We start from the raw sequence: 12,903 nt of genomic DNA, 5'->3' as shown, positions 1-12,903 counted from the left end.
TCTTCCAAATTTGGAGTATTTTCTTTCTTTTTGATTGAAAACATTCCGTAGAATAAAATCGAACTCCGTTCTTCAAAAATTTCTTTCTTGTTTTTTTAAAACCAATCATACAAAATTCTGAAATGAAAAAAAGAATGAACGTGAGTTGTATGCCCAGGAACTTCAATATACTGAAAAATATCTTTCTCCTTTTTTTATGCCTTCTATTCCCTCTTTCCTCATATCTTTCTGCAGAATCCAATATCATTTTAGATATTAATAAAATTGCCGAATCTACAGAACGGATTTCGATAAAAATTCCAACTGATCATTACCACCTAACGAAAACATCCATTTCTTATACAACTGCGATGTCTGATGGTACGCCCGCACCAAAACTAGTGTATCACAAATCTGGCGAATATTTCCTTACATACAACGATGGTGGTTCCAATGGGAGAATTGTAATTTTAGATTCTAATTTCAAAGTTCTAAAAGATTTTGTGAGTTTAAAAAACTTTCGTATTGAAGATACCATCGCCGATTCCAATGGACTAACTGTTTTATTATCTGCCTTTGAAATTGAAAAAAAAGGTAATTACGAAACTAAGAATTTTCATACGGCTTATATCAATCAATACTCTACTTCCGGAAAATTAAACTTTAGTTATAAGATTGTAGGTACCAAAGAATACAAAAATGTTGGTGACCAGGGTATCGATACGACATTTGGAACTTTAACCCTCGCCAAAACAGCTGACAATAATTATGCGACTTATTTTTCTACTTATCGCAAATCGAATGATGGAGTCACTCATCAAAGTGAATATTTGGCATTTTTTGACAATAACGGTAGACGAGTTTTGAAATCAGATGGCAAAACACCTGAAGGTTTTACATGGAATGTGAGTCATAGTTTTCGACCTAGATTTATCAATGATGGCAATCAACTCGTGTTGGTAACCGTTGGGGACGCGTATCCAAGAGGTTTAGTGGTGAATAGTTTTCCTTCTCGTAAACGTGAGTTACCGATTGTTGTGCCTAAAGCCGGACCAAATGAAATTTACCAATACGTTCCGATTTCCACTGGTGATCTATACTCAAAAGATGGCACAACTTGGATCACATTTGATTCGAATTTAGATCGTTCTTCGTATGATATTGGTTTACTAATTAAAACTGAAGCTGGGCTTTCTAAACCAATTTATTTAACCAATACAACCAAACAAAGAGAAAGAATTCCAAGGATAGTTCCCTTAGGAAAGGATTATTTGTTTGTTATGTGGATGACTGATGATGGTGCAGAAAAAGACAAATGGTTTCCCAAAATTTCAAATATGAATTTGGAAGCATGTTTGATCAAAAAAGATGGAACTATAGTCTCTAAACCACAAGTCTTTGGTTCTGGTAAAGGTTTATCTTTTCGAGCGGCTGCTCGTTTTTTTCATTTGCCGGATGGAAGGTTTGGTTGGGTCAACGATCTGACCGGATTGGCAGACCAATTAGAAATTATTTTAGTATCGCCTTTCCAAAAGGAAACGAGTGTTGTTTCAACAAATGACAGTCCAACACCACAACCTACAAAAGTAAAAATTGATCCCAGTCTTGGCAAACCAATGGTAGCTGCTATCTATGAAGGAAGGGAAGAAGAAGCGATTTCCCTTTTGAACCAAGGAGCTGATCCAAATACAATCAATGAAGGTTGGTCGGCATTGTTATATGCAGCTTACTTCGGGCGCACTGATTCTGTGAAGGCACTCATTTCTCATCAAGCAAATATAGAATTTACTGTGGATGGTTGGAATGCTCTCCGGTTATCCGAAGTTAGGGGACATACTCAGATTGTTACTTTATTGCAACCGTTAACAAAATCACTTTCTAGATCGGTATCTCTTTCGAAATCACCTAATCCAAAGAATCCATTAACGTCAATGACAAAGACTAGAAACCTTCGATCCGAAATTGAACCAACAAATGTAGATCAGAATCTAAATTTAAAAAACTTGGGAACACCAATGAATTGATCTTCCGATAAAAAATCTGTTTTCCATAGGCGAAGTTCTAATTTCAAATAAGTCTTCGCTTATGGAATATGAAAAATAGAAATCATTTCCCTTCAGGATTTACTATAATCGGCAATCCATCTTTTCCATTTGGTACAAAGATCAATTTATTATTTGGATTTTCCATAGCTTTCAATTGGATGTATTTTTGAGTTAAAGATTCTGAAATCATCCTTTGTGCTTTTGCTTGGGCTTCCGCTTCAATGAGAACCGCTTTCGCTTTACCATCAGCTGAGATTTGTTGGATCTCTGCATCACGTTTGGCGATATTGATTTCGAACTTCATTTGTTCCTGTTCTTGTTGTTTCGTAAGTTTGCTTTCAATCGCTTTCAAAATGGAAGGACTGTATTCTACATCATCAATGATCACATCATCAATTTCAACGTGTTTGTCCTTTAACTTTTCGCTCAAAGATTTTTTGATCTGGGCAGAAACGTTAGGTGTTTCTTTCGAGATAGAAACCATATTATAAGCGGACAGAATGTTCCGAATTGCTGTTCGAAATTGAGGTTTGACTACCTTTTCATAATATCCTCGGCCAATTTCCATTTCCAACTCATAAATTTCGTTTTGGATCGGTCGGATGATGATTGCCGCACTAACTGTAATTGTTAAATCATCGCGGGTGAGTACTTCTACTTTTTCTTGGTAACTGCTCCATTGGACGGAGTAGACATAAACACTGTTCCAAGGCATATACGTTTGCACTCTAGATTCTAAAGGTTTTTGGCTGAGACCCGTACTATACGGCCGCCACATCAGACCCACCTCTCCTGGACTGATGATGGAGAGGCACGATGTAAAAAAAATGCTCACACCCAAAATGGAAAGGAACTGGAAACTGGTTGGAAAAATGGATCGACGTTTCATAGTTAAACCATTAGACTAAAACCGATGTTAGAATTTTTATCCAGTCGATTTTTATTCCCAAGATTTTCCGTTGTCATTTTTTTATTAATGATTGGATCCACCTTTTTCTGTATGGAAGATGAAACAGTAATCAAAGCTCCTATGAGTAGGGAGTACCGCCTGTTCCAGGCAGTCGAAAAGGGAAACTTAGAATTAGTAAAAACAATTTTGGCGGAAGGTGTGTCCGTCAATGCCAAGGACTCCTTAGGCAATTCCTCTTTAATCAAAGCGACAGATGATGAAGAACTGGAAATGGCAAAGTTTCTAATCGAAAAAGGTGCCAACGTAAACCTCCGCAATACCACCGGCGAAACAGCTCTCTACCGCGCCGTTTACCGTGGAAACTTGGACTTGGTCAAACTTTTGGTGAAGGCTGGTGCGGAAACCAAGGTCAAAACTGTGGGTGGGGTAAGTCTTATGGAACTGGCCGAAGAACGAGGAGAAGAGGGGATATTGAAGTATCTTTCTTCGATTAAATAGGAAGTTAAAATACAATTGCGAATATCATTTGTTATGCGCAAGTCCCTAAAATTTGAAAAAAATACAAATGAAAAACAAAATATCCTTTATAGTCATTCTACTCCTCCCATTAGCTTTAAACTCGGAAAAATTAATATTCGGGGAGAACTCCATAAGTTCAAACGAAATGATCTTACAATTGGAAAATTCAAAAGCTTTATATTTTCTAAATGGTGAAGGAGATGGTTGCGATGGTTTTACAGCTAGTTTTACATATTCAGAAAATATTTATAATTTCTTTAATGTTAACTCAAATTGTAAAAACAAAAAATTAAAAGATTTCAAATGTTTTACTAAAATTGATGAAGAATCGATCAAATATCAAGAATATTTACTTTGTGATAACAAACTAGTTTTATACAATAAAAGTAAAAAGGTAAATGAAGGATTAATTAGAAACTTCAAAGGAATTCAAGTTATTACTCAAGGTCTACAAAATGCTACAGTTACTTCTAATCTAAAAATGAGAGAAAAACCTTCGAAAGATTCAAAGTCTTTTGAATGCTTTTTTAGTCACTTGGATGATGAAAGTATAAGTAATAAGGAAATTTCGTTCATACCTAAAAATTATACAATTACAGTTATTGCTAAAACAAAAAATGAAGATTATATCGGTGATAAGAAAAATTTCTGGTATTTGATTTTTCCTATCTCTGATTCTTATAATGGGTGTTTATTAAAAAATTCTGACCAAAAAGAAGGTTGGATTTTTGGAGAATACATCAAATTGGATAACTAGGGACCAGCGCATAACAGCGTCTACTCACTGCGCTTCGGCACTACGGCCTCGCTTGGGCTACGCCACATTTCCCTTCTGGCATTCGCTCGCATACGCAAGCTACATGCCAGTCCCTAACGTCCCGCTGGGACTCAGGATCGGGAAACGTCGAGTAGACTAATTCGTTAAGCGAAATACTTCAAAAATATTATTAAACCTTTAAAGAAAAATTTATGAAAGAATACACTACCACTATAAAATGCTTATACAATAATAGAACAGCAAGAGAATGGCTTACTATATTTATTCTCTTAATAAGTGTCTCAATTATCTATTCAAGTTTTGACGAAAAAAACTTCAAAGGGACTGAATTTTATATAATTCTTCTATATTCAATAGTTTGTACGATATATATAATTTACAATTTTTATAAAATTATTTATCAATTAACCTCACTAGAAGAATATAATGAAGAAATTCCATATTGGGATTTCTTTTGGACTTTTGGAAAATTCCAATCCAACCTCTCATTGATTTTACTTATACCTATTTCATTCGTTATAATTATTGAAATTCTAAATAATCCACCAAAAATAGAATTTCGAATAAGCCTTCTGAAATATCTAAGAATTCCTATTGTATTCAATTTAGCTGAATTCTTTATATTTACTTATTCAATTTTTAGCATTATATTTATTGGAACACGAAACTTCAAAAACGTTTTTTCTAAATTAGGCTCATTACTTAGTTCAAAAAAAATAATTATATTTTTGTTAATATTCTTAATACTTACAACTCTCTTCCTTTTCAGTATTTCACTTCAATTCTCTAATATTACTATTAATCTATTCATTAAATCAGTAAGCATTCTATTATGCATTCTATCATATATAACTTTCTTAGTTACAATAAGATATTGGCAAAAGAAGCTATATGAAAACAAAATCAAACTTGCTAAATGAAGCACTGCATATAACAGCGACTAACCGCTTCACTTCGGGACTTACGCCCTCGCTCGGTCCACGACAAATAGGCTTTTGTCACTCCTTTTGCTTAAGCAAGCGTCGTTCCAGTCCTTAACGTCCCGTTTCCGGGACTCAGGGCCTGCCTACGTAGGTTAGCCTGTTATACGAAAGTTCGAAAACTTTTACTCAAGACGAAGCAACGATTAATTTGTAATTTTTCGTCTTGATATTTATTAATGTAACCATTATCATGTAATTGTAACCACAATTTTGGAGCAAGATGATGATCTACGTCGGAGTGAGAGACCTAAAGGCTAAACTTAGCGAGTATCTCGATAAAGCAAGACTTGGGAACGAAGTAATCGTTACTGATCATGGAAAACCTATTGCTAGACTAATAAAAGAACCAAGCAAACAAAAGACTACTATTGAAAAAATGTATCTTTTAGCTGAGAAAGGTATAATACAACTTCCAAGTAAGGATAAGCAAAGTAAATCGCCTACTCCACTTAAGACAAAGTCAAAAATGAAAGCATCCGAAATCTTACTCAACGATCGTTAATGTTCTATTATTTAGATTCGAGCGTTCTTATAAAAAAATACTTTGATGAATATGCCTCTGACACTGTATTAAATATATGGAATGAAAATAGATATCTAGCCATATCACAAGTTGGATACTCTGAAATCCTCGGGACTATTAATAAAAAACAAAAAATTGATAAGTTCTCTGACAAAGTAAAAGAAGTCATAATAAAACAATTCAAGTCAGATTGGGATCAGCTAGTTAAAATTAATGTTGATCATTCAATAAATTCGGAACTGGACAGAATTCACTCAAAATACCTACTCCGTGGTTTCGATGCTATTCACCTCGTCTCTGCAATTCTTCTATTTAAAGAATTAGAAGAAGAAACATTCTTCCTTAGTGCGGATAATAACTTAGCAACAGCAGCAAAAAAAGATGGTTTAAATATCGGTATTTATACCTGGAAATAAGTGCGAACCTTCGTATAACATCGCGGAAACGCTGCGCTTCGGCACTCACGGCCAGCCTAAGTCGGTTTGCCTAGTTCGTTATGCGAAAGAACTAAAAATCATAGAAATTAATTATGAAAAAAAGGTTAAAATCTATAATGCTCTTTATTTATATATTAATTGTAACAAATTTATATTCTGAATCTAAACCAACAATCTATGTATACAAATCTGAAAAAATACTTAAAGTGTTACAGGATGGAAAAACCATACTTCAAATCCCAATTTCCTTAGGATTTGAACCAAAAGGTCAAAAATTGGAAGAAGGAGATGGTAAAACTCCAGAAGGAATCTACACTATCGATTATCGAATCAATGAATGGGAATATTATAAAGCATTGCATATTTCTTATCCAAATAGAAATCAAGTAGAAGCAGCTAAAAAATTAAATAAAAACCCTGGCAGCGGAATACTCATTCATGGAATGAAATACTATTGGAATTGGTTTGGACACCTGCATTCCTACTTAAATTGGACTCATGGATGTATTGCAGTCAACAATGAGGAAATGGATATGCTATTTAAAATTATTCCAAACGGATCCAAAATAATCATTGAACCTTAGTTTTATAAATAACTTTATTTATAAAAAAATTTTTAATCAGAGTATAAAAAAACTGTTTCAGGTAAGTCCATAAGTGAACCGTTAAACATTGAAAATGAAGAAGCTGGATGTTTTTTAAATTCTGAAGAAAAATATTAACGAGAAAACTCCAAACATGAAATACCATAAATATATGATTCCTATTTTATTTTTATTGATTCATTGCGGGAATAAAGAAGAAAAAAATCCAATCATTACAACTAGACCTTCGCATATTCCAATTTATGCAAAACAATTTAAAAATGGAGAATGGTTCTTAAAAGATTCAAATGCTGGTTATTTAGCTCATTGGCTTAATGATGGGACACCTATCTTAGAAGCTTTTTTAGTAAACAATCTCACGGAAAGAATCATTATCAGTTATCCGATACTTTCTAATTTAAAAACTTTTTATAGATTTAAATTATTAAAAAAAGGCTACATTCCAGAAAATATTGATGATTTAATCAATTTAGAAGACAAAGAAAACTATCGGAAACGGGTCACTAAGGTATATTTTAATATGTATCTTTATCGTGGTTTTGAAGCGAATGATCTTTTATACCCGAGAGAGTTTTTTAATACTGTTATGTGGAATTCTGGTCCAAATATAGCTTTCAAAGATAATAGAATTTATTCATTTACTTGTAACACAATCAAATCCTATTCACCTGACGTTTCTGCAGAAAATTGTGGAACTAAGTTTCATTATAATAACAATTCTACGATTGAAAAAACATCTTTTCCCATTAAATGTAATCATAGTTGCTCCGATCAAATTGATATCATTCAAAAAGGAATTTATCAAATTAATGAGGATAGACATGCAAATATTTATCAGGATAAAAATCTCGATTCACGCATTCTAAAAACCATTGATCGTAATGGTACAATTAAAGTTCTAGAAAATCGAATTAATATGACTGAAATTAATTACGATAACATTCTTTGGGTGAAAGTTAGAAGTGGAAAGATTGATGGATACTTGTTAAAATCCAGTATTAGCAATCGTAAACTTTGAATGCTTTAAAATTAAGGCGTAAAAAATATGAATACAAAAGAGGGAAAGCTTGGTCGCTAGAGTTAACGATAGAAGGAAGCAACCAAATAGCCCTCATTACAAATATTTCAAATTTATAAAAAATTGGCAATGATTTGTTCAACATCAAGCGGAGTGATTCCCTCTTTTTCGCTAAAAATTGTATTTGCTTCTTGTTTTGATTCTGTTCTTTTTCCCCTGGCTTCTGCATGTAGTTGGAAAAGTTCATAAAGACTTGGTTTCATAAGTGATGTCATTGCTTTACTCATAAGGGAAATCGAGGACAAGTTATTAATCACATTATTATTATAACCGATCCTATCCGTGATGGAAATATCCGTCCAAATTACTTTCTTATCTTCAAGATCAATAATGAGAGGAATACAAATTTTTGTGTTCGAAGTAATGTCAAATTTATTCTCAACTGTTTTGGGATCATAAATTTCACCACTATTTGGGTGTTGTCTGATCATATAACCAGCAAAACATTCAGGTAAATCAACAAATGGCTGTTGTGTGTATGAATTAATTGACATGATAATATAACGAGATCCGAAATTAAGAAATTGATTGATATCGATGTCTATAAACTCGGAAGCTCCGTCGGGAGCAGAGGTTATATCTCCGCTATGGTAACCTCCCAATTCTTTTAAATTGAAATATGCTATAGTTGTTTTGAATATATAATTTGTATCGAGAGCAATGGCACTCAAATCAATATCGGTTCTTTGTTTTCCATCTTTCCACCAAATAAAAAACCTCACCGTATTTCCATCTGGTAGATCTAGTTTACTACCTCTGGAAATTGTTTTTAAAGATTTTGACGACGATCTTAATGCAAAAGGTACAATATATTTTTCTAAACTTTTATCAATATAAACATTTCCTAAAGGTTCCTTGTTTTTGAACTTTTGAACCAAAGTGTTCTTACAAATTGAAACTACTTTGAGACGAGTGACTTCATCAATTTGGTTTAGATTATATTTTATTGCTTGTACTTTACTAACATTTCCTTTAGGAAAAAAAATACGCAAGTCTTGTGTTTGATTACGGTATTTAAAATGAGTTAAAACTTGTAATAATACAGAATTAGATACTTTGTCAGCTATTTGTTCAAATGTTTGTATGATTGGGTTCGCATCTTTGGATATACGAATCAATTTATCCAATTTTCTGGCAAATTCCCCAGGCCGATTTTTTAATAATGTGATTAAAGGCTCTAAATTTTTTTCATTCAAAAACTTCTCAAGTTTTCGATTGAATGTCTCAAATGGTTTGTCATTCCTAATAACGTCGAATGCGTCATAACACTTTGGATATTTATTTTTAAATTCAAATGGATGAATTTTTTCTCCAATTCGTTTCCATTGTTCACGGTAACGCAACATATCTTCTGTTAACGAAGTACAATTCTCTAGTAAGGATAATATGAGCCGACGGTCTCTTTTTTTAATATTTTTAAATTTTGTATTTTCTGAAAGACTTACGTCTCCATCTGATAAAACCGTTATATAACGAAGTATGTCAGTTGCCGTTTTAAAATTTTCTCTCATAAAGGAGTCGGCAATATTAGTATATTTAGTTAAAGAGGCTCCAATAAATGCAATATTTTCCTTTAGGGGGATATCCTTTGGAAGATACTTGATAGTAGAATCTTGAAAATGTTTTACAAACCATTCAATATCTTCTTTGTCTATTTCTGAAACAGGAATATTTGAACCAACAAGTCTAGTAAAGATAAGATTGAAATCTTGATCGTTGCCTAACTCGATAATTTTTAAGTTAATATTATCTTTTAAAGTAGGTCTTTGTTCTTTTAAATATTGAGGTAAGATTCTAATTCCTAACCAATCGCCAAAATAATGAAGCCAAGCATTTAGATATAATTCTGATTCTTTAGCCTCCATTACCTGTCTGGGGAAATTCGGGTACATGGGTCTAAAACTAACATGATCTCCTAGTAATTGTTTTAAATTACCTATAATCTCACGATAGAACTCTTCAATTTCATCGACTGAGTAAGTTTTTAATATCTCGATGATTTCTGCAGAGAATGTATAACCTAAATTTTCAACGTTTTTTAATAAGGTAGAAATATAAACATCTTCAAGTTGGTTGTTTTTCCTTTGAATGATGATCTTTTTTTTTCGTCTTAAGTATATATTATTCAAAATATTTTTTACTCTACTGATTCATCTCTACCAAGGTTTCAAATAAAATCTTTGTTCCCAGTTCCAAATTATCGATCGTCATATTTTCGTTCTTTCCATGCATCCCATCAATGTCTTCTGCTTTGAGAACTGCTGGAATCAAACCATAGGATTTAATTCCCAATCGTCTTAAGTAAGAATTGTCCGTTTTTCCAGGAGAAAGAAACGGAGTCACCGTACTATTTGGAAATTTGTTTACAGAAACGGCTGCCAATGTGCTGAAAAGACTAGTATTGATAGGAGATACATCGGTAGGATTGATATCTGTAAATGTCACTTCCGCTTTATACTTTTCCGCAATTGTTTTTACCTTATTGGCAAAGTCTTGGATGTCCACACCAGGTAATGTTCGGATATCAAGTCTTCCGGAAGCCTCTCCTGCAATGACATTTTCCCCACCTTCCCCTTCTGTCGTACGAAATCCCGTTATGGATTTAGTATTGGTTGTCATGGCAGTTAGGTGGCGATTGCTTCGAATCGTTCCGTGTAATAATGGTTTGATTAAAGGGTTTCTAGCATTTTTAAGAAAAAATGAATTGGGAAAAGAACTGATAGTTCCCAATTGATAAAAGAAAACATCCGTTTCTTCTGTGATACGAATATCAGATTCAAGTTCTCTCACTTCATTAAAAAATTGAATTAAGGATAGAGCCGGATATTGGTTGGGAGGAGTAGATCCATGCCCGCTCGTTCCTGTGATTTTGGCCCGTAACCAAATGTTTCCTTTTTCCGCATATTGGATGTTAAAGATTGTGGCTCCTGGAATGACAATGTCTCTCGTGGCAACACCACCTTCATTGATCGCGTATTCGTAACCTTCAAGTAAATGTTTTTGGGTAGTGGTCATATATCTACCACCTAACACGGAACCCGATTCTTCATCAGCGAGTCCTAAATACATGATTTTCCTTGTTCTTGGAATTCCGGAACGTTTGATTTCTAAAAAGGCAAGTAACTCCATAACCGCCATTCCTTTCATGTCAATCGCACCACGCCCCCAAACTCTGCCTTCACTTACTGTTCCAGATAGAGGGTTTACTTTCCATTCTTTCGAATCAAATTCTACTGTATCTAAATGGTTTGCGAGGATGATCCCTGGTTCTGGATTCGGTACGGTTGCTTGCAATTCTGCAATTAAGTTGGGTCTAGTTGGATGTTTAGGATCAAAAACCAATCGCGAAGGAATTCCTTCTTTTGTGAGGACTGCTTGTATGTATTTGGCTACCTGGATTTCATTACCACGAACCGAAGGAATTTTTAATAGATCCGATAAAAGTTTTACAGCCTCGGCTTTACGATTTTCCCAATTTACTTTGGGATAGTTTTTTTTTAGTTCTGCATATTTTACTTTTTGCCCAAAAGAACAATGTATAGCGAATACCGCTATCACTAGAATCGAAATCCATAACTTCTTAAACTTCATAGACCTTTCTCCCACAATCAGTGAGAAAAAGAGAATCATGGATTTCAAAACTTAAAAGTAAAAACTATTTCAATTTTTTCTTAGAACCAACCTGACGATGGCTGCTTTTCCTTTATGGAATGGACTTTCATTCAGTTCAGTTTCAAGAGCTTCTTCATATTCAACATTCATTTCCGAAAAATCCATTCGTAAGTCTTTTAAATGACAAAGCATGTCAGGATCTTTAGGTCCACCCGATGTATATTGTAGTTGGTCTGGTGAAAACGCTTCCAATAACAAAATCCCACCTGGTTTTAAGGTGCGGACACAATTCCTATGAACCGTTGTGCGTATGGATTTATGAAAATGTGAAAAAATAAGGGCAACCATATCCATTTGTTCTGGAGCATAAGGATAACCGAGTACATCCGAAATTTCATAATGAATAGAAACATTCTTTTCGTTCGCAAGGGCGATTGCTTTTTCTTTTCCTGACTCAGATTGGTCAAAGGCAAATACCTCCCAACCGAGGCCGGCAGCAAATACAGCGTTCCTTCCTTCACCTTCGCAAGGAAATAAAATCCTTCCCTTTTTTAAATTAGGAAGTCGTGAACGTAAAAATTCATTTGGCTCTTTGCCATAAACGTATTCTTCATTCGCATAACGTTCGTTCCAGAAGTTTTTGGTATACATACGACTCCTCTGTTCATTTTGAATCAGTGATTCTATTTTATACCAAAGTTCCTAGACTAGAAATCCTTTTTCAATAGAAACGAATTAAATCTTCGGCTGATTCTCGTGGAGTATGGAAACGGTTTAGGTTGGAATCCGGTTTTGGATACCCAATACTCAAACCCAGAATCACTTTTTCTTCTGCGGGAAGACCTAACGAATTTTTGACCACATCAGGAAAGGAGCTGAGGGCAGCTTGTGCACAAGTTCCTAAACCTTCTTCCCTTGCCAAAAGTAACACCGATTGAAGAAAACATCCCAAATCAATTCCCACATAATAATTTAGATCAAATTTGGATGTAATGAAGACAGCTGTAGGAGCTCCAAAAAATTCAAAATTGCGAAGCATAAACTGATTCCTTGCATCTTTGTCCTTTCTTTCGATCCCAGCCATTTCATAAATTTTCATTCCCAAATCAAACATTCGTTTTTTCGCATCACTCGGGTAAGATTCTGGCCACTTGGTTTCTGGTCTGGGTGCGGATTCGTAAGCAGCTTTTACTAGTTCCGCAGAAAGTTGGTTTCGTTTTTCACCGCTCACGATATGGATTTTCCAAGGTTGTGAATTTTTCCAACTGGGAGTTCTTAAGGCTTTATGAAAGATCCTTTGTAAAATTTCATCTGGAATTGGTTTAGAAAGATATTCTCGGATGCTATGTCTAGTTTCTAGAGCTTCCGATACTGAGGTGGCAATTTCATGGATGGATATCATTTCCGAGTTCATTTGGATTTTCTCCTGAAATA

12 protein-coding genes are annotated in these 12,903 nt (G+C 34.2%); 7 read left to right on the top strand and 5 right to left on the bottom strand.

Going from position 1 to position 12,903, the window contains the following annotated elements; all coding sequences use genetic code 11:
- The first annotated feature begins 149 nt into the window (after window positions 1-149).
- Window positions 150-2,003 carry an ankyrin repeat domain-containing protein gene (locus EHQ24_RS10755; protein WP_244310384.1) on the top strand — a complete coding sequence of 618 codons (1,854 nt, stop codon included), beginning with the start codon at window positions 150-152 and terminating at the stop codon, window positions 2,001-2,003.
- A gap of 82 nt (window positions 2,004-2,085) precedes the next feature.
- Here EHQ24_RS10755 and EHQ24_RS10750 read toward each other — a convergent pair whose 3' ends face one another.
- A complete protein-coding gene (locus EHQ24_RS10750; RefSeq protein ID WP_135601634.1) occupies window positions 2,086-2,913 on the bottom strand; it encodes a prohibitin family protein in 828 nt (275 codons plus the stop codon).
- 24 nt (window positions 2,914-2,937) lie between these two features.
- On the opposite strand from EHQ24_RS10750, the gene EHQ24_RS10745 reads away from it, so the two are divergent.
- The 6 genes from EHQ24_RS10745 (at window position 2,938) to EHQ24_RS10720 (ending at window position 7,797) form a co-directional block, all read left to right on the top strand.
- Complete coding sequence (locus tag EHQ24_RS10745; protein ID WP_244310383.1) at window positions 2,938-3,432, top strand: ankyrin repeat domain-containing protein; 495 nt, start codon at window positions 2,938-2,940, stop codon at window positions 3,430-3,432.
- 67 nt (window positions 3,433-3,499) lie between these two features.
- A complete protein-coding gene (locus EHQ24_RS10740) occupies window positions 3,500-4,210 on the top strand; it encodes an SH3 domain-containing protein (protein WP_135601633.1) in 711 nt (236 codons plus the stop codon).
- Window positions 4,211-5,434: 1,224 nt separating this feature from the next.
- Window positions 5,435-5,716: a type II toxin-antitoxin system Phd/YefM family antitoxin gene (locus EHQ24_RS10735; protein WP_244310382.1), complete on the top strand. Its 282-nt coding sequence runs from the start codon at window positions 5,435-5,437 to the stop codon at window positions 5,714-5,716.
- Entirely contained in the window at window positions 5,716-6,153 is a 438-nt protein-coding gene (locus EHQ24_RS10730; protein WP_135601632.1) for a type II toxin-antitoxin system VapC family toxin, read from the top strand. The genes EHQ24_RS10735 and EHQ24_RS10730 overlap by 1 nt, the downstream gene beginning before the upstream one ends.
- 113 nt (window positions 6,154-6,266) lie before the next feature.
- The gene (locus EHQ24_RS10725; RefSeq protein ID WP_208725750.1) at window positions 6,267-6,758 is read left to right on the top strand and encodes a L,D-transpeptidase family protein; all 492 of its coding nucleotides are present in this window, start codon (window positions 6,267-6,269) and stop codon (window positions 6,756-6,758) included.
- A gap of 154 nt (window positions 6,759-6,912) precedes the next feature.
- Window positions 6,913-7,797, top strand: coding sequence for a hypothetical protein (locus tag EHQ24_RS10720; RefSeq protein ID WP_135601631.1), 885 nt, complete (start codon window positions 6,913-6,915; stop codon window positions 7,795-7,797).
- Window positions 7,798-7,910: 113 nt separating this feature from the next.
- Here the strand turns inward: EHQ24_RS10720 and EHQ24_RS10715 are convergent, their stop codons facing one another.
- From EHQ24_RS10715 to EHQ24_RS10700, 4 genes are all read right to left on the bottom strand, one after another.
- Window positions 7,911-9,986: a TerD family protein gene (locus EHQ24_RS10715; protein ID WP_135601630.1), complete on the bottom strand. Its 2,076-nt coding sequence runs from the start codon at window positions 9,984-9,986 to the stop codon at window positions 7,911-7,913.
- 13 nt (window positions 9,987-9,999) lie between these two features.
- Window positions 10,000-11,448, bottom strand: coding sequence for a M20/M25/M40 family metallo-hydrolase (locus EHQ24_RS10710; RefSeq protein ID WP_135601629.1), 1,449 nt, complete (start codon window positions 11,446-11,448; stop codon window positions 10,000-10,002).
- Window positions 11,449-11,517: 69 nt separating this feature from the next.
- Entirely contained in the window at window positions 11,518-12,120 is a 603-nt protein-coding gene (locus tag EHQ24_RS10705) for a class I SAM-dependent methyltransferase (RefSeq protein ID WP_135588166.1), read from the bottom strand.
- 70 nt (window positions 12,121-12,190) lie between these two features.
- Entirely contained in the window at window positions 12,191-12,883 is a 693-nt protein-coding gene (locus tag EHQ24_RS10700; RefSeq protein WP_135601628.1) for a nitroreductase, read from the bottom strand.
- Window positions 12,884-12,903: the final 20 nt, after the last annotated feature.

Origin of the sequence: Leptospira noumeaensis, from assembly GCF_004770765.1 — a bacterium.
Classification (GTDB): domain Bacteria; phylum Spirochaetota; class Leptospiria; order Leptospirales; family Leptospiraceae; genus Leptospira_A; species Leptospira_A noumeaensis.
The sequence above is the reverse complement of the archived record's forward strand: the minus strand, read 5'-3'. Positions and strand labels throughout refer to the sequence as shown.